Here is a 21,319-nt window from a genome sequence, read left to right as displayed (position 1 = left end):
GGAGGGGATAATTAAGTTTGGGGATGAGGATACTGTATAAGAATGAAACTGCAAAGAAACAGTTTTGTTCTGAATATAAGAAAAGATGGAGATATCCTGAGCAAGTAAAAAAGAAGCTTGAATCTGCAGAAAACTATATACGTAATGCAAAGTCTTTAATGGATATTGCTAATTATATTCCATTTCATTTTGAACATTTAAAAGGGGATAGAAAAGACGAATGGAGTATACGATTAGGTAATACAGGATATAGAGTTACAATGATTCCTTGTGATAACGATGGGAACGAGATTACAGAAGGGGACATTTTAGCTCAATGTAAAATGATTAAAATTGTGAAGGTGACGGAGGTGTCGAACCATTATGAGTAATGTGAAGGAATACAAAGATATAGTGGCATTTCACCCTGGATATTATATTGCAGATATTATCGATGATATGGAAATAAGTCAGAATGAGTTTGCCACAAGGATGGGAACAACAGCAAAGACGTTAAGTAAGTTGCTCAATGGGCAGGCTAATATCTCAAATGACTTAGCAAAGAAGCTTTCTGTAATGCTTGGAACGAGTGTAGAAGTTTGGCAGAATTTACAGAATACTTATGATCAAAAGTTGATTGAGATACAGCAGGTTAGTGATTTTGATGCACAGGCAGAACTTGCACGGGAAATTGATTATAAGTATTTTGTAGATGTTATTGGTCTGCCAATTGCAAGAAATATCAATGATAAAGTGGCAAATCTATGTAAATTTTTCAAGGTTGCTGACTTAAGAATTATGTTACAGCCAGATTTTTTGGTGAATTTCAGATCAAGTTCATCTTGTAATAGTGAGAAGAACATCATTAATTCTAGAGCATGGATTCAAACAGCTATGAATATCTCAAAAAGTATTGAGACGAAGTCTTATAATGCTGAGAGATTAAAAGAGTATTTGCCAGAGCTTAGAAGTATGACTGTTAAGAAACCAGAGGAATTTTTGCCAAAGATGCGTGAAATCTTTGCTGAATGCGGTATCGCTTTTGTTTTATTACCACATTTGAAAAATTCAGGTGTGAATGGTGCTGTCAAGTGGGTATCTGAGGATAGAGTAGTGCTTGCGATGAATAATAGAGGACTGAATGCAGATAAGTTTTGGTTTTCATTATTTCATGAAATTAAGCATGTTTTTCAGCAAAAAATAAAAACAGTGTTTATCAGTAGTACGGTTGAAGAAATGATGGATATTAACAATAATTTGGAACTAGAGGCAGATAAGTTTGCGATGAACTATTTGATTTCACCTGCGGATTATAAAAGATTGGCTCCAACAAGATATATTTCCGATGAAGAGATTGTGGAGTTCGCCAAATCGATAGCAATTCATCCGGGAATTGTGGCGGGAAGATTGCAACGTGAAGGTATCATCGCACAGAACAGATGCTCTAAGCTAAAAGAAAAGTATATGATAGAAATAAAGCATACTGCATAAATAGTAGCATTGAAGAAGAAACAGAGGAATTTTTAGCCTGTTTGCTCATGTGTAAGATGTGGACATTGCTTAAGTACTTTGTTGATTAATTTGGTTAATCCGGATTTGAATCTTGGGAAAAGTTTTGGTTGAACAGAGGTTTGGATGATGATAAGATTTAATTGGGGCAATAGTGAACACATGAGTTCACATTTCATAACTAAGAAGTAATGGATTGGAGAAGTGCTTATGGCAGATAAAATTGGAACCGATGAATATGGGGAAATACTTATATATCAGACTGATGATGGACAGACAAATATAGAAGTTAAAATAGAAGATGATACAGTATGGCTGACACAACAGCAGATGTCAGAATTATTCCAAACTTCTCGAACAAATGTAGTAGAACATATTAAGCATATTTATGAGGAGGGTGAATTAGACGAAATTTCAACCTGTCGGAATTTCCGACAGGTTCGAAAAGAAGGAAATCGTGAGGTGACAAGGCAGATTCCTCATTATAATCTTGATATGATAATATCTCTTGGATACCGTATTAAATCAGTGATTGCAACAAGATTCAGGCAGTGGGCAACAAAGCGGTTAAAAGAATATATGATTAAGGGATTTACGATAGATGACGAGCGTTTGAAAGGAAATGGTGGAGGAAATTACTGGAAAGAGTTACTTGACAGAATCAGGGATATAAGATCCTCAGAAAAGGTCTTGTATCGTCAGGTTCTTGATTTGTATGCTACGAGTGTAGATTACAATCCTCATAGCGAAGAGTCTGTTAGATTCTTTAAAATTGTTCAAAATAAACTTCACTATGCAGCACATGGTCATACTGCGGCAGAGGTTATATATCAGCGGGCAGATGCAGAAAAGCCATTTATGGGGCTTACTTCATTTGCCGGAGAGTTACCAGCATTAAAGGATATAGGAATTGCAAAGAATTATCTTGAAGAAAATGAACTCAAAGTATTAAACAATCTTGTTTCTGGTTATTTTGATCTGGCTGAAATTAATGCAATTGAGCATAAGCCAATGTATATGGATGATTATGTTAAGCAGCTGGATAGCGTGTTGTCATCCGGAAATAGAAAACTTTTAACTGGAGCTGGTTCTGTAAGTCATAAACTGGCATTGGAGAAAGCAAAGTCAGAATACAGAAAATATCAGGAGATTACTTTGACGCCAGTCGAAAAAGCATATCTTGAAAGCATTAAAGAAGTTTCCAAGGAAGTGAAAAGGAGATAACATGAGATTGCATACATATTATGTGTTTTAAATTGGGGAAACAGTGTTTACCAAATTAAACAAGTCAGATTATTACTTGAGGAAGGACAAGAGGATAACAAATGAGCAAAAAAATACGCAGAGTGCCGGTTGTTCTTGATGCAGGAGAAATTAAGGATTTGCCACCGGAAGATATTCGGATGATTTTAAGAGGTGCAGATGAACTGATTTTTACCGGTGGGAGAAACATGCTTGCCAAACTATTAAAAGGTTCAAAGGATAAAAAGATATTGGAATACAAACTGAATGAATGCCCGGCGTATGGATATTATCATAGCCTAAAACTAAATGATATTAGCAAATGTGTTGATTGGATGATTGAGAAAGATTACCTCAGGATTAAGTATGATTATCGACTTCCTTTATTGGTGTTTTCCGAACAAGGATGGGAGATAGAAAAGGAAACATTTGCGGAAGAACTTTACCAAAGATTTTGTTTGGATGTAAAAGAAAAACATGCTCGTGTCATTTTCGAATTAAAAGAAGTAAACAGACAGGTTGTTTTGCGTGTGCTTGACAAAATAGAGGCAGAAGGAACAGATGAATTTCTAGCTTGCTTAGAAGCGTGGAGACGAATGGAAGTGAAAAAAGTTGCAGCACGGATCACAGATGTTGAAACTACGATTAAAAACAGAACAAACCTATCAGAATAGAAAATGAGTTTGATTTTTTAATGGAGGACAGTACAATGGCGAATGAAGAAAAAGAATTATATAAGTTTGTGAACGATCCGAAATATCGAAGCAAAGTGATTGCTAAAATTCACAAGAATAGTGACAATGCCTATAATAAGCGGATCAAGAAGATTGAACATGAGAGAGAGGCACTGTCTAAAAAGAGAACTCGCGAAATTACGCGTATTGCCAATGACAGATGGGAAAGCCTGGCTGGCGGATCAATTGGGGTCAATCGGACAGAAGGAAAAATACAGATCAATAATACAACGGTCTTATTTTCGAGCATTCGGGGTGCGGAAATGAACATGATGACCGGTTGCCGTGTTGTCACCCGGGAGAGTTCCAAAACCAAATCAAAGAAACATGCCTCTTTAGGAGGCGCTGTAGCCGGAGGCATGCTATTTGGACCGCTTGGAGCAGCAGTTGGGGCTGTTGGGCTTGGCGAAATGGATGGAAAGACCATCGGGACTACGGTGTCTGATCAGATACCTACCTGTACTCATCTGGGCGTTATGGTCAATATTGATGGTTTTATGTCAGAGGTGGTATTGCTCTCGAATCAAGTAGACCAAACGAGTGCTGCATTTGTAAATGCCAGAAATGAAGCACAGAGTATTATTGCGCAGCTTGGCAAATTAGCTAAGATGCCTGTTCCATCGCACTTTTTGCAGCCGGAGGAGGAACAGTCTGTGAAAGAGATCGAAGCGCAGATCGCGGCCAAGCAGTCAGAGCTCCAGATCGCCATCAACGACAGACCAACATATGATATTCCGGCTATGTACCGCACTCCAGAGCAGCGGGGAATGTCGGATGAGCAGTATTTGCAGTATTTAAATAATACAGATGCACAAAGAATGTCACAAAGTGCAGCGTATGAGGATGCATTAAAAGGGATACAAGCGGAGCAGAAGGCAGTTTGGCAGACCAAAAGCGAAGCAGAACGAGCTGAAAGAAACGCGCACATAGAGCAGAGAGTGGATAATGCAGGTTATCTGAGTACGCTCAGTTCGGTTGCCACATTGATCTATAATATTATTTTTTGGTTTCTGTCTGTATTCGTGCTGCTTTTCGCTATTGCAGGATTTGCAAATGCAGGTATTGTGAGTGGTATTATTTATTTGATCACAGCGATAATGATCAATCCGCTGGTTGGCGATCATATTCGGGATAAGGGCGCTGCATTTCCCAAATGGGCGGTTATTATTATATTGATAGTTGGATTTCTGGCGGGAGCGTTGACGTTTCCGATCACGGATACGTCCTCTAATAAAACAGCGAGTATAGAAAGAGTAAATTTTTGAAAGATATTCTCATTTATCGTTGCGTTGATTTCTTTTTTGTGTATAATGATAACTGAGGTCGTTCGATATGCATTGTGCCTGTCAGAGGATGACGGGGCCTGATCTTGCATACGAAGGTCATAATATAATAAAAACAGGGGAGCTTGAATATAGCAGGCTGAGAGGAAGTGCTCAAACTTCGACCCTTTAACCTGATGCGGATAATGCCGCCGTAGGAAGTCATGATAAGAAGATTTTTTGCAGGAGGCATCAGATGTCTCCTGTTTTTTTACTTTATAGGAAACTTCTTGTTTTCATTATTGGATTAAAGTGTCAGTGGATTTTGGCACTAGGATCCATTACCAACAGAGGAGGAGAAGCATGGTAAAAGTAAATGGTGAGTTGTTAGATCTTGCAGGAAAGACAATTTCTGAATATCTGACAACAACAGAGTATGATCCAAAGCGAATTGCGGTAGAGCGCAATGGAGAAATTGTTTTTAAATCGCAATATGATGATGTGGTTTTGCAGGATGAAGACAGCATAGAAGTTGTCAGCTTTGTAGGAGGTGGTTGATGAAATGTCGATGAACAGGGAACAGAGCTCTGCTATCTCCACAAAGGAAGAATGGATGGCGGCGCTCACGATGCGCCATGGAGAGGAACGGCAGAAAGCATTTTCGGCTGCAACAGTTGCTGTTTGTGGATTGGGCGGACTTGGCTCGAACATAGCGACCGCATTGGCGCGTGCCGGTATTGGTAAATTGATCTTGATGGATTTTGACTGCGTGGATATTACGAATCTTCACCGTCAGCAGTACAAGATCACGCAGATCGGAATGCCCAAGACAGAGGCGATGGTACAGAATCTGCGGGAGATCAATCCTTATATTGATACGGAGATACATACTGTGCGCATTACAACGGAAAATGCGGTTGCTCTTTTGCAGGAGGCGGACATTGTATGTGAAGCGTTTGACAATCCGGAAGCGAAGGCAATGCTTACGAACCTCGTGTTGGAGCAGTTTCCACAAAAGTATTTTGTGGCGGACTCCGGTATGGCGGGATTTGGGGATCCTAATATGATCCGGACGCGGAAATTGACGGAGCATTTTTATTTGTGCGGTGATGGATGCAGTGATGTTGCGGACGGCGTTGGATTAGTGGCGTCCAGAGTGATGATCTGTGCGGCACATCAGGCACATACGATCCTGCGCATCCTCGCAAAGGAGCAGTAGACAGCAAACTAAAAGGTTGGTTTCACAACGGAAAGAAGCAGCCGGCCAAAAACAGACGCTGGTTTCACAATGGAAAGAAGCAGCCGGCCAAAATCAGACGCTGGTTTCACAACGGAAAGAAGCAGCCAAATAAATGACACATACAACAGAAATGGAGATTATCATGAAAAATGACAAATTAGTAATTGGTGGACACGAGTTCAATTCTCGTTTTATTTTAGGTTCTGGAAAATATTCCATGAAGTTGATCGAGGCGGCAGTAAAAGACGCCGGAGCGGAGATCATTACGCTTGCAGTGCGTCGTGCCAATACGAAAGAGCAGGAAAATATTTTGGATTACATTCCGGAAGGGATAACGTTATTGCCGAATACCAGTGGCGCCAGAACGGCTGAGGAAGCCATTCGTATTGCACGTTTGGCGCGTGAACTGGGCTGTGGCGATTTTGTTAAAGTAGAGATCATGCGCGACTCGAAGTATTTATTGCCGGACAATCAGGAAACGATCCGTGCAACAGAAATTCTTGCGAAAGAAGGATTTGTGGTTATGCCATATATGTATCCGGACCTCAATACGGCTAGGGATCTTGTGAACGCCGGTGCATCTTGCGTGATGCCGTTGGCTTCACCGATTGGATCCAACAAAGGATTGGCTACGAAGGAGTTTATTCAGATATTGATCGATGAGATCGACCTTCCGATCATTGTAGATGCCGGTATTGGAAAACCATCGCAGGCGTGTGAAGCAATGGAAATGGGTGCAGCGGCGATCATGGCAAATACAGCACTTGCAACCGCAGGAGATCTGCCAATGATGGCATCTGCGTTCAAGGCAGCGATCGAGGCCGGAAGAAAAGCATATCTGGCGGGAATTGGAAGGGTATTGACGCGTGGTGCATCTGCTTCCGATCCGTTGACCGGATTTTTGCGCGACTAAGGCGATACAGATTAAGGTGTCAAAAAGTTTGAATAGCTCTATCATAGAAAGGGACTATAGACACCATAATCCTATCATAGAAAGGGACTATTGACACCATAATCCTATATAGGAAAGGAATATAAAATGGAAAATCAATTTTTAGTAGATTCTGAGTATCTTTCCCCGGAGGCTCTTGCGGTAAAGCACCGTCTTGAGACAGATCCTTCTTCCAGAAAAGATCATATGGAATATTTACCGGGAATGGAGATCATTGAGTCAGACGTCTGTGGTAAGGTGATGACTCAGATGAAACAGTATGAGGCAGATCGTTATACGGCAAAAGATGTGCGGGCGGCATTAGAGCATGAGACATGTACAATTGAGGATTTTAAGGCGTTGATCTCTCCGGCAGCAGAACCCTTTTTGGAGCAGATGGCGGAGCGTGCACGAAGAGAAACGAGTAAACATTTCGGTAACACGGTGTATCTTTTTACACCGTTGTATATTGCCAATTATTGTGAAAATTACTGCGTGTATTGTGGCTTTAATTGCTATAATCACATCAACCGCATGAAGCTGACGATGGAGCAGATCGAAAAGGAAATGAAAGTTATTGCGGATTCCGGCATGGAAGAAATTTTGATCCTGACCGGCGAGAGCAGAGGGCAAAGTTCGGTAGAATATATTGGAGAAGCCTGTAAATTAGCGAGAAAATATTTTCGGATGGTTGGACTTGAAATCTATCCGGTCAATACCGATGAATATCGTTATTTGCATGAGTGTGGCGCAGACTATGTAACGGTATTTCAGGAAACCTATGACACGGACAAGTACGAAACGCTGCATTTGATGGGACACAAGCGCGTGTGGCCTTATCGCTTTGATGCGCAGGAGCGAGCACTGCGGGGAGGAATGAGAGGCGTGGCATTTTCGGCGTTGCTTGGTTTGTCCGATTTTCGTAAAGACGCACTTGCCAGCGCACTTCATGTATATTATTTACAGAGAAAGTATCCGCATGCGGAAATGTCTCTTTCCTGTCCGAGACTAAGACCGATCATTAACAATGACAAGATCAATCCGTTGGATGTTCACGAAAAGCAGCTTTGTCAGATCATCTGTGCTTATCGCATTTTTCTGCCATTTGTGGGCATTACGGTATCCTCACGTGAGAGCGCCTCTTTTCGTGATGGCATTGTAAAAATAGCGGCAACGAAAGTATCAGCAGGGGTTTCTACCGGAATCGGGGATCACGACAGTAAGTACAATGGCAAAGAAAACGAAGAACCACAGGGCGATGAGCAGTTTGAGATCAACGACAGCCGCAGTCTGGATAAGATGTATCAGGATATCGCGGAAGAGGGATTGCAGCCGGTCTTGAACGATTATCTTTATATCGGTTAATTGCTCTGTAAATAAGGGGAAACCTTGTCAGAAGTGTCCCTATTAAAAGATGGAAAGGTGGAGGATAATGAGAAATTTTGATCCGAGTTTATATTTTATTACGGACAGTACCGGATTTACGGAAGAGGAGTTTTTGTACCGGGTCGAGCAGGCATTGATCGGAGGAGCAACGATGCTGCAGCTTCGTGAAAAAGAAAAGACGACCAGAGAATATATGGAGCTTGCTATCAAGGTGCATGCGCTCACGCAGAAGTTCAATGTGCCGTTATTGATTGACGATCGTGTGGATGTAGCACTTGCGGTTGATGCAGAGGGTGTACATGTTGGTGCCAGTGACTTGCCGGTTGCGGCAGCCAGACGTTTGATGGGCGATCATAAGATCGTTGGTGCGACGGCAAAGACAGTTCCTTGGGCGCAGGATGTCTATGAGCAGGGGGCCGATTACTTAGGCGTGGGAGCGATTTACCCAACAACAACTAAAGTAAAAACCGTGTTGACTTCGACAGATACACTGCGGGACATCTGTGAGGCAGTGCCTATCCCGGTCAATGCGATCGGCGGCCTGAATAAGGATAACCTGGATATATTGGACGGCATTCCAATCGCAGGGATCTGCGTAGTGTCGGCGATCATGAAAGCGCCAGATCCGGCATTAGCGGCTAAAGAATTACGAGCACAGGCAGAGAAGCAAAAGAGTTCACAGAAAATTCACAAAAAATATCAGCACTCACTCTTGACGAGTGCTAATAATAGTGGTATAACATAATCAGAACGAAGGAAGAGGAAAGAAAAAGAAGTAAGATTCAAATCCCAAGTTCCAAAAATGTAACTTTTACATGTGTGAGCATTAAAAAGTTGAAGGAGGAATGACTTATGTTAATGCCTAGTATTTTTGGAGAAAACTTATTTGATGATTGGATGGATTTTTCATTCCCGGATATTGACAAGGCTTTGTATGGCAAGCATGCAAAGAACGAGATGAAAACAGATGTCCGTGAGACCGAAGATGGTTATGAATTGGATATCGACCTGCCTGGCTTTAAGAAAGATGAAGTCACAGCACAGTTGGATAACGGATATTTGACGATACAGGCATCCAAGGGCCTAGACAAAGAGCAAAAAGATAAGAAAGGCAAATATATCCGCAAGGAGCGTTATGCCGGTTCAATGAGCCGCAGCTTTTATGTTGGTGATGCGATCACGGAGGAAGATGTTCATGCGAAATATGAGGATGGTATCTTGAAACTGTCCGTGCCGAAGAAAGAAGCCAAAGCAGTAGAGCAGACGAAACACATTGCCATTGAAGGATAATGTGAGGTTAGAAAGTTTGTCCCTAACAAATAGATGGAATTGCAAAGGCTTTCGTGACCAGGGGCGTCATACCGTAAGGTATGGCGCCTTTTTGTGCTGTTTGGTACCGCATTTTGCTCAACCTTCCCATACCGAAAGTTTTTGCAAAGCCACATATTGCTTATTATGTCAATGACTATATTGCATTTTGCAGCCACCAAAGAGTGGTTTCTGCCATCTGAGAACTATAGCAATTGCCTTGCCGCATTTTCGTTTTTAGTGATTTCTAGATTTTGTTGTCTCTGATGATTGATTTACATGCCCTTCGGAGAACTCGACGTCCCGGAAGCAAGGTAATCATCATTTTTGAAAGGGACTTTGCGCTCGTCGTTACTTATGTCTCGTATTTCAGAGACATTAAGTAACGTGACGTAGCGCATCGTAGCGAAAGCGTCCCGTCCAAAAATGGATGATACCTTGCTAAACCGGGACATCTCAGACACTCCTTCAGGCATGTATGCATCAGAGACTTAACAAAATAAGAAATCACGTAAAAACGTTGCGTTCTGCGGCAATTATCTTAGTTCTCAGATGGCAGAACAATTTAATGTATTGGCTGCAAAATGTTTTATTTATTGCTGATATAATAAGCAATATGTGGTTGTGGAGAATTTGAGGTATGGCAGGTTTGAGTATTTTATTTCATTGTGAATACCTCTTGATTGTGCTAAAATAAAACAGACTGTGAGAATGAACATTTTGCAGTAGAGGATTAACATATATGACAATAAATTCTTTGTTTGCTACACTGTTATAGCGAATATATAGTGGCAGGAGGTAAGGAATGAGGTACTATAAGAAAGCAATCGCAGCGATCATGGCTGTTGCTGTTTTGGTCGGATTGGAACCATATATAGAGAGGATTAATATTCACGGTGTGCAATATGCCTCTGCACAGACATCAGAAGATACTATAGAGACATCAGCACAACTGTCGGAAAGTGCAACGGGAATCCCTACACAGACACCGGACGTCACACAAGGAGTATCTGCGTGTGATTATTATCAAAATATGTCAACCATTGGAAAAGATACATCGGTTGTCACGATATCCAATGCGGACGATCTTCGTGCTTATATGAAGATTATGCAAAAAGTGACCGGATTTGGGTTGACTTTTGTGCAGACAGCAGACATTGCGCTCAGTGACTACAACTTTCGATATGATAAATCTTTGAAACGTATTGCTGTTTATGATGGTGATGCGTTAAAATGCACCGTTGCATCGGATGGAACTGCGTATCAGCCGGACAATTCCGATCGCAGCGCTTCGTATGCAGCACTTGGTATGTCGGAAGATTTTCTATGGTTACACGGTCACGATTTTCATGGTGTGTATCAGGGAAATCATCATCGGATATCGGGGGCTTTGCTTGGAGGATCGAGTGCGATTTTCGGAAATGCGAGAGGTGCAGTGGTCAATTTGGTTCTGGAAGGATGCGCAGAAATTGCGGCAACTGATTGTGCATTGTTTGCGAAAGAGTTACAGGGCGCGATTGTGAACTGTTGTGCCAGGAACTGCATCATAGTTGATGTGGAGCGTGGGTACTCAGCGTGGGATGTTGGTGCTTTTGCCAGCCGTGTGACGGAAAAAGCAGTTGTAGAACAATGCACCTCTGAGAACAATCAGGTGATTGCAGAAGGTATATGTGGAGAGAACATTAATCTAAATGTTGGTGGAATCGCAGGCAGTAGTTATGGTTCTATTAGAGATTGCCGGGTGCAGGGAGGCGTTGTGCATGGAAGTAATGCCGGTGGAGTGAGCGGTCTAATATCTGCTGGCGAAATTATGGGGTGCTGCAATTCCGCAGATGTTTATGGGATGTGTTATACCGGGGGGATTTGCGGCTGGAATGCAGCCTTGACGTATTTGCAGATGTCTGAGTGTGTGAATGAGGGGACCGTACATGGGTGTTCCGAGACGAGTGGGAGTATGAAGCAATATGCAGGTGGGATTATCGGGTATACATTAAACGGAATTACGATTAACAGATGTCGTAATGCAGGAAATATCAGTTCCGGAGAGCAATCCTGTAATGCGGCACCGGTTAGCGTAGGTGGTATATTGGGCGGTGGCTGGAATGACGGAAGCTGTGACTGGATCATTTCTAATACAGTTAATACCGGAACGTTGATCGAACGGCAGCATTCCATCAGCTATATTGGTGGCGTTGTCGGAGACGGTGCCTATCCTCTGCTAAGGCTTTCTAATATTGCGAACTTCGGAACGCTGCTCTATACAGTACAGGATACGTATGCAGAGGCGGCGATTGGCGGTATATTGGGCAGAGGCTGTGAGGCAGAACAGACAGGATCAACTATTTGGAATTTACTGCAGCAGCATGCCATGACGAACTGTGTAAATTATGGAACGGTGCAATTTGACAGTGATTCGAAAAGTGAAGAACAAATCGACTATCATGCGGTGACTGGTGGCGGACTATCCGGAAATGCTGCTGCGACCGCATGGGAAAATTGTTATGAAGCTTCGGTATCAGCTCTGCCCCTATTTGGAAAAGAGGGGAATGGTACGATCATGGAGGTTCATCAGATCGATCGTGCACAAAGAGCAGGAGAGGCTTCTGCGGCGTTCATTAGTGAGAATGCAGCGTCTTATGCGCACACTTCCTCACTGGCTGAAGCCTTAAATGCATATGTTTCAGCACAGAATGGAGCGAAAGGGGATTATCTGTCTTGGCTGCAGGGAGACGATACGTATCCTACGTTAAATCTCACGATCGATCTGACGAGAAGCGGATATTCGACCGATAGACTGGTGGACGGTGCTTCCTTGTTGCCAAAACCAAGTGCGGCACCCACGAGTTCACCAACGAAAACACCGACAGCGAATCCAAGTGTTACGCCATCTGTGGCGCCGAACATCCGTCCGACAGCTAACCCAAGTGTTACGCCATCTGTGGCACCGAACATCCGTCCGACAGCTAACCCAAGTGTTACGCCATCTGTGGCACCGAACATCCGTCCAACAGCGGTTCCGACGAAACGACCAACGGTTGTACCGACAAAGCGTCCGGCGGCACCGACAAAGCACCCATGGAAACCCACGATAGCACCGAAGAAATATCCTGCACCGCGCGTGAAAGTAGTCCGCAAGAAGACCAAAGCCGGTCAGCGGTATATTCAGGTGTCTCTGCGCAAAAAACAAAATTGTTATTTGCAATTTTACCGTAAAACTGCGAAAGGTTTTCGACAGATCAAACTTATGAACAATTACTTGCAGCGTGGACACCGCAAGATTAACATTGCCTATAGCAGGAAGATGAAAACCGTGACGTACAAGATACGTATCTACAGGAAAGTAAACGGTCGCCGGAAGTACAGCAAATTTACGAAAGTAAAGAAAATGCGGTTATCCTAGCGCATTACTTTTTAAACAGCTGTTGTGTCGGATGGGAAAAAACGGATAAAAAAATAAGAAATTGATAGACAACTATGACATATAATTAAGAAAACAATAGACAAAATCAGTATATCAGCATTGATACACATAAGGGAGTAGTACAGACATTGGAAGACAAAAAGTATTGTATGAATTGTATGCAGCCATTGAGTTGGGATGGAACTTGTCCACATTGCGGTCTGGCAGCAGAGAAGATTTCGGATGCTCCGCATCATATTCCACATGGCAGTAAGTTATTTCACGGCAAATATTTGGTTGGTCGTGTGCTTGGTGAAGGTGGATTTGGTATTACATATATCGGTCTGGATCTGACGCTTTTAATCGCTGTGGCGATCAAAGAATATTTCCCAAATGGTCTGGTTTGGCGAAAATGCGATAAAACCAGATCATCTTATCAGGTTACCCCGTATACTCCGGAATCCAAAGTGTTATTCGAACGTGGCAAGGACGATTTTCTCAAAGAAGCCAGAGTGCTGTCACAGTTTGGCACACAGGAAGGCATTGTCCGTACACGCAGTTTTTTTGAAGAAAATGACAGTGTATATTTGGTTATGGATTATGTGCGTGGAGGCAGCATTAAGGATTATGTGAAACGGAATGGACCATTTTCACCACAAAATTGTTGGAATATATTGCACAATCCGATCCGGGCATTGCTGGACCTGCATCAGAGGGGTCTTGTTCATCAAGATGTCAGCCCGGATAACGTGATCATAAATGCAGAGGGCAATGGCGTATTGATTGATTTTGGCGCAGTCAGACATGCAAATGCCATTGATGACAAGACGCGGACTTCTATATACAAACAGGACAGGAAGCGAGCGAGGACACGGAATTAAAGCAAAAGAGTCATACCAGCCAGCTATGGAATATGTACAGAGTGCAAAAAGACAAAGAACCGGCTGATTTTCTGGAATGGATGTTAGATCATGCTTCGATGTTTAAGGGCTATGGTAAAATGGGACTGAAAGTGTTCCATGAATACCGGGAAAAGATCGTGTATTACGCCAACAAAGAAGTACATGAACGTCTTGTTCGTGCTTTGGAGCAGACGGATTTTAAGGAATGGTCGGCAGAACATGGATACAAGACACCGGATTATGATAGAGGTGTTGTGCAGTATTTGAAAAATAAAAAGCGACGTAAAGATCCGGGCATTGACCAAAATTCATTACGAAGCATACAACGGGATCATTTGCTGTATTATTCCAAAATGGAAAAGAATCTGGTGATGCTGCGCGAACTGTATGCAGCTATTTTGATTCCGCAAGAAGAGCGGGATAGTGGCAGGAGCATCGTTTTTCAGAAACAGCTTAAAAATATGCCGTCGGAATTTCACTTTATGACCGATGATTATGTATCTAAGCTATTGACGGTATCCAAGCAAAAGGAGTGTTTATTCCGATTATCCAGTGAGTATGCCAAGACGAGGGACAAGAAGTGGTCGATCAAGATAAAAAGTCAAAAACAGCGCTGTCGTCAGGTGCAGCGTTCGGATATCCTGCCTATGATCCAGTGGGTTGCAGTACACCGTTATCTGGAGGAAAATGAAAAGCAGGATAGGGAATACGATCAACAGGAAGCGAAAGAGATGTTTGAGCAGATGGCAGAGGAAGCCCTGCAAAAATGCGATATGGCACCATTAAATCCGAGATATCGGTTAGATTTTGTGCTGCTGTCCTGTTTTGGGGACACAGAGATGTCGTACCTGTCAGAAATATTATGTGAATATATTCAACCGGAAGAAGAGTAGAGTGGAAACACTCTACTCTTCTTCCGGTTTTTTCTTGGTTTGTAAGGTCTGCATTGCATTGCCTAGCATTTCGTAGGCATTATTTGATCTCGCCTCGTTTATGTCGTTCAAAGAAATCTTTTGTTTCCTTAGCAACAACACCGCTCAGTGCGAATAATGCGATCATGTTTGGCAATGCCATCAATCCATTGAAGATATCTGCAATCGTCCAAACAGCTTTTACAGTCATATATGGTCCGATGAAGATCGCAAGGATATAAATATATCGGAAGATCTTCACATGCTTCATATTACCTCCGCTTAAGTATTCTAAGCAGCGCTCACTGTAATAATCCCATCCAAGGATCGTTGTGAAGGCGAAGAATACCAGACATAGCATTAACACAAAAGCAGCAAATTCATTCGGGAAAGGTAGTCCTTTCTGGAATGCATAAGTTGTTACCTGAACGCCCTCTAAGCCTGGTACTTTCCAAGCTCCGGTAAGTACAATAGACAGACCGGTCAATGTACAGATTACGATTGTATCAATAAAAGTACCGGTCATGCTGACAAGACCCTGGCGAACAGGCTCATTGGTCTGTGCAGCAGCTGCTGCGATCGGTGCACTACCAAGACCGGCTTCGTTGGAAAAGATACCTCTTGCAACACCTTTCTGCATAGCAACTAACATACTTCCTACGGCTCCGCCGGTGACGGCCTTCGGCGTAAATGCTGCAACAACGATTGTTTTAATTGCTGCCGGTAGTGCTGTAATATTGCAAAGAATTAAGATAATAACAACGACGAAATATAAAATTGCCATAAATGGTACGATAACCTGACTGACGCTTGCGATTCGCTTTACACCACCGATCAATACGGCGGCAACGCAGAACGTTAAGATTAAAGAAGCGATCACAACAGACCAGGAATAATCTGCCAAAAAAGGAATGGATTTTACACGGTGTGTATTATTTGGATCAAAGAAGTTGTTTACGGCACTGGAGATACCATTTACCTGACTAAAGGTACCGATGCCGAATAATCCAACGCATACGCCGAAAAATGCAAATATTTTTGCGAGCCATTTCCAACGCTTGCCCATTCCCTGCTCTATATAATAGAAAGGACCGCCTAAGCTATGTCCATCTTTCGCAACAACACGATATTTTACAGCAAGTAATCCTTCGGAGAATTTTGTAGCCATTCCTAGGAAGGCTGCGACGATCATCCAAAATAAAGCACCGGGACCACCGGCACCTACTGCTGTTGCGACACCGACGATATTGCCGGTACCGATCGTAGCACTTAGTGCTGTACAAAGTGCCGAGAAACTAGAAATTTCACCTTCGCCACCTTCTTCGTTTTTGATCATCCACTTGAGTGCTAACGGAAGTTTGCGAACTTGAAGTAGTTTGATACGGGTTGTTAGAAGAAGTCCACCTGCCATGATCAATATGATCAGAGGGACGCCCCATACTAAATCGTCAACAGTTACGAGAAAATTATTGATTTCTTTCCACATTTTTTTTACCTTTCTTTTGTTTTCTGTCCTTTTACCTGAGAGATTCCAGCCATAGGCTTGTTGCACCTTCGGTATCTGCCAAAACCGCAGAATTCTCCAGAGAGTCGATCCATTTACAGTTACACCGTATTGCACGGCACCTGAGAGTGTTACTCCTTCGGCAGGTGAAACCACCATTTTCCTGTAAACTTCATATCGAAACACACAACATATACTATATAACGTCTCCTATTTTTTTTCAAGAAAAAAGAAAAAAGCATTGACAACTAATAGAAGTTAGATTATACTAACTACCGTGAAATAAAAATTATTTCGCATTATTTTTTGAAGGTGGGTTAGTAAACGCTAACTATAATAAGTTATAGAAAGAAGAGGGTACTGTGATGGCAAAAGAAGTGATTATTCAGAAAATGAAAGACTCCGGCTGCAGAATTACGAAGCAGCGTATGATACTCTTAGATATTATTCTGGAGGAGGATTGTTCTTGTTGCAAAGAAATTTATTTTAAGGCATCCAAGAAAGACTCCAAGATCGGTGTGGCAACCGTATATCGTATGATCAATTCTCTGGAAGAAATCGGAGTGATCAGCCGCAAGAATATGTTTAAGGTAATGTAGTTAATAGATTGTTTTGCAAAAGCATTTTATATAGGGGACAAAAACATATTGTGTGCATTTATGTTTTTATTCCGTATGAATTCTACAAAAAAGGCAGAAACTTATGTTGATGCCTTTTTTTGTTACTTTATAGGAAACTGCTCACTACAGTAACTTCCCATACCGGAAGTTACTGTTCAAATCACATATTGCTTATTATGACGATGGTCTAATTATATTTTGCAGCTATTAGATAGTGAATCCTGCCATCAAAAAAATATAGCAATTACCTTGCTAAACCGGGACATCTCAGGCACTCCTTTAGGTATGTACTCATCAGAGACTGAACAAAATGAGAAAACGTATCAGAAGTATGTATTGACGAATGGAAAGGAGTTAGTTATCATACAGATAAGTTAGCAGAGACTAACTTAAAAGGAGGGAACGGTCATGCGAATAGAAACCTGGGAAATCATGCAGAATGCAGATTTGGATGAGATAGAATTGCAATTGGCGTTTCAGTGTGCACCGCTTATTACCGGTTTGAAGGTGTCTAATCTGTTTCAGATTGACAGCAGACATTATAAAAGATTATGTGAAATATTGGATAAAAGCAATTTTTCATTTTGCGGTTTGGGCGGAAGAAATGGGTCGGTGTCGTTGCTGATCTATCAAAAAGAATGGCTGGAGCAGTTTTTACAGCAAGAGGAGGTGCGGATATTGATGCATCGTTTGGGCTATAGGGATCTGCACTTGGAGCGGGTATTGACCAAGTTTCGCAGCAGATATATCCGATATATGCAAAAAAAACAGCAGTTCCCGCACGAGATGGGAGTACTGCTCGGATATCCGCCGGAGGATGTGGAAGGCTTTATTATATACGAAGGAAAGAACTCTTTGTGTGAGGGGTATTGGAAAGTGTATGCAGAACCGCAAAAGAAGCTTCGGTTGTTTGCACAATATGATAAAGCAAGAGAGTGGCTTTTGGATCTGCTGTATTGTGGCGTTGGGATGGAGGATATTGTAGGGGTAGCTCTTGATGCGGAAAGCAGAGCAATTTCGCAGGATTATCTTTTTGCTTCGTGAGATAGGGGCATGATCCGGGAATGCACTGTGATTCTGTATCGTTACAAATAATATAGGCGAAGAAACTTCGCGGTATAAATATGGTGCCTGATATTCAGCAAAACGAGATTGCAGGATAACGGGAACATAAAAGAATGGAGGATTATTATGAGCAAAGTATCAATTGTGTACTGGACACAAGGTGGCAACACACTGGCTATGGCAGAGGCAATCGGCGAGGGTGTTACGGCAGCCGGTGGTGAGGCGGATGTTGTATTTGTAAGCGATGCTAATATTGCAGATTTAAAAGCAGAGGGTGCATTTGCATTGGGATGCCCGGCGATGGGCGCTGAGGTGCTTGAGGAAATGGAGATGGAACCTTTTGTTCAGGATGTTGAGAGGTTTGCCAATGGCAAAAAGATCGCGTTATTTGGTTCTTATGGATGGGGAGATGGTCAGTGGATGCGCGACTGGGAAGACCGCATGACCGCTGCCGGAGCAACACTGGTTGGCGGTGAAGGCGTGATCTGTCAGGAAGCGCCGGATGAGGCTGCATTACAAAACTGCATCGAGATTGGTAAACAGCTTGTGAACGCATAAGTTTAGGTGTATCATTTCGTGGCAAAAGCATTCTGGGAGCATTTTGTCATGAATTTATTATATGGATTCTTTTGATTTAAGTCTAAAAGCGGTCTTATTGATAAAATATATCAATAAGGCCGCTTTTGGCTGGAAATTCAAAAAATCGTAATGTATAATACTTTTTTGAGAATTCTCTACAATAGATCATAGCAGAAGCGCACGGTTTTGTGATGCTTCGGAAATGGAGGAAGCATATGTTAGATTGTTTAAAAAAAGTGGATGGTAAAAAATTAGGAGTGTTTGCAGCCGGTGTAGCATTTGGTACTGCAGGTATCAAAGTATTATCCAGCAAAGATGCAAAGAAGCTTTATACAAATTGTACAGCAGCCGTTCTTCGTGCTAAGGAGTGTGTATTAAAGACAGCAACGAAAGTGCAGGAGAATGCCGAGGATATTTATGCAGAGGCACAGCAGATCAATGAGGACCGTGCGGAAGCAGAAGAGGTTCTTGGTGAGGAAGAGACTGTAGAAGCGGAAACAACAGAAGAATAATTAACGCTGCACCTGTGGACGGGGTCGCTGTCTACAGGTGTTTTGTCGTTTATTGTCCGGGTGTGCTCTGTGCAGAGATGCCCGGACAGTGTTTTAATTAGAATACCGGTTTCAATGGTTAGAAAGGCATGAATAATTATGAAGTTTGTCATTAAACATGAGATAAGAGGTCGTATTCGAGTACATCTGATCGGAAAAGCAATGAGTTTTGCGCAGGCAGACACGTTGCAATATCAATTTGAGCAGATGAAAGATGTAACGGCGGTCAAGGTACAGGAACGTACTATGGACGTTACGATCTGTTATATAGGAAGCCGTAAACATATTATTACGGCATTAGGACAGTTTTCTTATGATAAGGTGGAAGTGCCGGAGGTGTATCTCAAAAATTCAGGACGGGAAATGAATCGTTTTTATTGGGATAAATTGGTTGATCAGACGGTAGTACATTTTGTAAACAAGATATTTTTGCCGGCACCGTTACGGGCCGGGATCGCTACTGTGAGATCGGTCAAATATATTGTGCAGGGTGTTAAGACTTTGGCTAAAAGAAAAATAGAAGTACCGGTGTTGGATGCAACGGCGATCAGTGTGTCTTTAATACGAGGTGATTATAAGACGGCGGGCGCTGTCATGTTTTTACTTAGTATGGGTGAGATCTTAGAGGAATGGACGCACAAAAAATCAGTCGGAGATCTGGCACGAAGTCTGTCCCTCAATATTGATAAAGTATGGCTTGTTACCGATGATACGGAAGTGCAGGTGTCGGCTGCGCAGATTAAGGAGGGCGACTGGATTCGTGTACATATGGGAGCTGTTATTCCGTTTGATGGCATTGTGATGGAGGGAGAAGCGTTAGTCAATCAGGCGTCGCTTACCGGAGAGTCGCTGCCGGTGCGTAAGGCGGCAGAAAGTCCTGTTTATGCGGGTACCGTTGTTGAAGAAGGAGAGATTACTCTTTTGGTCAAAGAAGGTACCGGATCCAGCAAATACGAAAAGATCATGACGATGATCGAGGATTCCGAGAAGCTTAAGTCGTCCTTGGAAGGCAAAGCGGAGCACTTAGCTGACCGACTGGTACCATATACGTTTTTGGGTACCGGCCTTACGTTGGCATTGACTCGTAATACTGTGAAAGCGTTGTCAGTATTGATGGTTGATTTTTCCTGTGCATTGAAATTGGCAATGCCGTTGTCGGTACTGTCGGCGATCCGTGAATCCAGTGCACATGATATTACTGTGAAAGGCGGTAAATTCTTAGAGGCAGTTGCGGAAGCCGATACGATCGTGTTTGATAAGACAGGAACGCTCACTAAGGCACAGCCTACGGTAGTTGAGGTGATTCCGTTTGACGATAGAAGCCCTGATGAGCTGCTTTGTATTGCAGCCTGTTTAGAAGAGCATTTCCCACATTCTATGGCAACGGCAGTTGTTGTTGAGGCAATGAAACGCGGTCTTGTTCATGAAGAACTGCACACGAAAGTAGAATATATTGTGGCACATGGTATTTCCTCTACGATCAATGACAAGAAGATCATTATCGGAAGTCATCATTTTGTCTTTGAAGATGAGGGCGCTGTCGTTCCGGAGGATAAGAAGGAACAGTTTGAGCAGCTTCCGGAGCAATATTCTCATTTGTACATGGCGATGGATGGTAAGTTGGTTGCCGTGATCTGTATCGAAGATCCACTGCGAGTTGAGACAGCTGAGGTGATCCGTGAATTAAAACATCTTGGTATTCATAAGGTTGTGATGATGACTGGTGACAGTGACCGCATTGCTGCTAATATTGCTCAAAAGGCTGGTGTTGATGCGTATTATTCGGAAGTGCTTCCGGAGGATAAGGCTAATTTTGTGGAGCAGGAAAAGAAAGCAGGACATAAGGTTATCATGGTTGGTGATGGGATTAATGATTCTCCGGCATTGTCGGCGGCTGATGTAGGCATTGCGATCAGTGAGGGCGCGGAAATCGCCAGAGAGATTGCAGATGTTACGATCGCAGCAGATGACTTGCGTGAGATCATTACACTCAAGAAAATCAGCAATGCTTTGATGAAGCGTATTGACAGAAATTATAAAGTTATTGTAGGATTTAATACAGCACTTATTTTGTTCGGCGTTGGTGGTGTACTTCAGCCAACAATGTCGGCATTATTACACAATACGTCGACCATATTGATCAGTCTGAAGAGCATGGAAAACTTGTTGGAAGAGTAAGATATCATCTGAGAGGGG

At 42.6% G+C, this 21,319-nt stretch carries 20 protein-coding genes and 2 riboswitches; of the genes, 19 read left to right on the top strand and 1 reads right to left on the bottom strand.

The genetic code is table 11. The annotated features are described in order from the left end of the window. The first annotated feature begins 23 nt into the window (after positions 1–23). The 14 genes from DXB73_RS01005 (at position 24) to DXB73_RS00935 (ending at position 14,786) form a co-directional block, all read left to right on the top strand. Positions 24–371, top strand: coding sequence for a type II toxin-antitoxin system RelE/ParE family toxin (locus DXB73_RS01005; protein ID WP_118689845.1), 348 nt, complete (start codon positions 24–26; stop codon positions 369–371). Next, positions 364–1,470, top strand: a complete 1,107-nt coding sequence (locus DXB73_RS01000; protein WP_118689844.1) for a HigA family addiction module antitoxin — start codon at positions 364–366, stop codon at positions 1,468–1,470. The genes DXB73_RS01005 and DXB73_RS01000 overlap by 8 nt, the downstream gene beginning before the upstream one ends. 228 nt (positions 1,471–1,698) lie before the next feature. Next, positions 1,699–2,712: a virulence RhuM family protein gene (locus DXB73_RS00995; RefSeq protein ID WP_118689843.1), complete on the top strand. Its 1,014-nt coding sequence runs from the start codon at positions 1,699–1,701 to the stop codon at positions 2,710–2,712. 101 nt (positions 2,713–2,813) lie between these two features. Continuing rightward, positions 2,814–3,404 (top strand): RQC-minor-1 family DNA-binding protein, encoded by a 591-nt coding sequence (locus tag DXB73_RS00990; protein WP_118689842.1) that lies wholly within the window; start codon positions 2,814–2,816, stop codon positions 3,402–3,404. Between the two features lie 35 nt (positions 3,405–3,439). Continuing rightward, positions 3,440–4,729: a hypothetical protein gene (locus tag DXB73_RS00985; RefSeq protein ID WP_118689841.1), complete on the top strand. Its 1,290-nt coding sequence runs from the start codon at positions 3,440–3,442 to the stop codon at positions 4,727–4,729. A gap of 125 nt (positions 4,730–4,854) precedes the next feature. Continuing rightward, positions 4,855–4,964: riboswitch (TPP riboswitch) on the top strand. 125 nt (positions 4,965–5,089) lie between these two features. Beyond that, entirely contained in the window at positions 5,090–5,284 is a 195-nt protein-coding gene (gene thiS, locus DXB73_RS00980; protein ID WP_022024584.1) for a sulfur carrier protein ThiS, read from the top strand. 4 nt (positions 5,285–5,288) lie between these two features. Next, positions 5,289–5,945, top strand: coding sequence for a thiamine biosynthesis protein ThiF (gene thiF / locus DXB73_RS00975; protein ID WP_243103961.1), 657 nt, complete (start codon positions 5,289–5,291; stop codon positions 5,943–5,945). 163 nt (positions 5,946–6,108) lie between these two features. Continuing rightward, the gene (locus DXB73_RS00970; protein ID WP_118507501.1) at positions 6,109–6,879 is read left to right on the top strand and encodes a thiazole synthase; all 771 of its coding nucleotides are present in this window, start codon (positions 6,109–6,111) and stop codon (positions 6,877–6,879) included. 126 nt (positions 6,880–7,005) lie between these two features. Beyond that, positions 7,006–8,262, top strand: coding sequence for a 2-iminoacetate synthase ThiH (gene thiH, locus DXB73_RS00965; protein WP_118689840.1), 1,257 nt, complete (start codon positions 7,006–7,008; stop codon positions 8,260–8,262). 67 nt (positions 8,263–8,329) lie between these two features. After that, complete coding sequence (gene thiE, locus DXB73_RS00960; RefSeq protein ID WP_118689839.1) at positions 8,330–9,028, top strand: thiamine phosphate synthase; 699 nt, start codon at positions 8,330–8,332, stop codon at positions 9,026–9,028. Between the two features lie 107 nt (positions 9,029–9,135). Beyond that, positions 9,136–9,573 carry an Hsp20/alpha crystallin family protein gene (locus tag DXB73_RS00955; RefSeq protein ID WP_022024589.1) on the top strand — a complete coding sequence of 146 codons (438 nt, stop codon included), beginning with the start codon at positions 9,136–9,138 and terminating at the stop codon, positions 9,571–9,573. Positions 9,574–10,396: 823 nt separating this feature from the next. After that, positions 10,397–12,991, top strand: a complete 2,595-nt coding sequence (locus DXB73_RS00945) for a hypothetical protein (protein ID WP_118689837.1) — start codon at positions 10,397–10,399, stop codon at positions 12,989–12,991. Between the two features lie 149 nt (positions 12,992–13,140). Then, positions 13,141–13,872: a protein kinase gene (locus DXB73_RS00940; protein ID WP_147354444.1), complete on the top strand. Its 732-nt coding sequence runs from the start codon at positions 13,141–13,143 to the stop codon at positions 13,870–13,872. A gap of 41 nt (positions 13,873–13,913) precedes the next feature. Next, on the top strand, positions 13,914–14,786 hold the full coding sequence (locus DXB73_RS00935; RefSeq protein ID WP_147354443.1) for a hypothetical protein: 873 nt from the start codon (positions 13,914–13,916) through the stop codon (positions 14,784–14,786). Between the two features lie 79 nt (positions 14,787–14,865). Here DXB73_RS00935 and DXB73_RS00930 read toward each other — a convergent pair whose 3' ends face one another. Next, on the bottom strand, positions 14,866–16,290 hold the full coding sequence (locus DXB73_RS00930) for an alanine/glycine:cation symporter family protein (RefSeq protein ID WP_118689834.1): 1,425 nt from the start codon (positions 16,288–16,290) through the stop codon (positions 14,866–14,868). 13 nt (positions 16,291–16,303) lie between these two features. Continuing rightward, positions 16,304–16,400, bottom strand: a riboswitch (glycine riboswitch). A gap of 273 nt (positions 16,401–16,673) precedes the next feature. Here DXB73_RS00930 and DXB73_RS00925 point away from each other — a divergent pair. From DXB73_RS00925 to DXB73_RS00905, 5 genes are all read left to right on the top strand, one after another. Further along, on the top strand, positions 16,674–16,907 hold the full coding sequence (locus DXB73_RS00925) for a transcriptional repressor (protein WP_022024653.1): 234 nt from the start codon (positions 16,674–16,676) through the stop codon (positions 16,905–16,907). Between the two features lie 429 nt (positions 16,908–17,336). Further along, the gene (locus DXB73_RS00920) at positions 17,337–17,972 is read left to right on the top strand and encodes a DUF3793 family protein (protein WP_118507491.1); all 636 of its coding nucleotides are present in this window, start codon (positions 17,337–17,339) and stop codon (positions 17,970–17,972) included. Between the two features lie 147 nt (positions 17,973–18,119). Then, entirely contained in the window at positions 18,120–18,551 is a 432-nt protein-coding gene (locus tag DXB73_RS00915) for a flavodoxin (protein WP_118689833.1), read from the top strand. Positions 18,552–18,787: 236 nt separating this feature from the next. Further along, positions 18,788–19,084 (top strand): DUF6110 family protein, encoded by a 297-nt coding sequence (locus tag DXB73_RS00910; RefSeq protein WP_118507493.1) that lies wholly within the window; start codon positions 18,788–18,790, stop codon positions 19,082–19,084. A gap of 138 nt (positions 19,085–19,222) precedes the next feature. Beyond that, positions 19,223–21,301: a heavy metal translocating P-type ATPase gene (locus DXB73_RS00905; protein WP_118689832.1), complete on the top strand. Its 2,079-nt coding sequence runs from the start codon at positions 19,223–19,225 to the stop codon at positions 21,299–21,301. Positions 21,302–21,319 lie beyond the last annotated feature (18 nt).

Origin of the sequence: Clostridium sp. OM05-6BH (genome assembly GCF_003481635.1) — a bacterium.
Classification (GTDB): domain Bacteria; phylum Bacillota; class Clostridia; order Lachnospirales; family Lachnospiraceae; genus Butyribacter.
The sequence above is the reverse complement of the archived record's forward strand: the minus strand, read 5'-3'. Positions and strand labels throughout refer to the sequence as shown.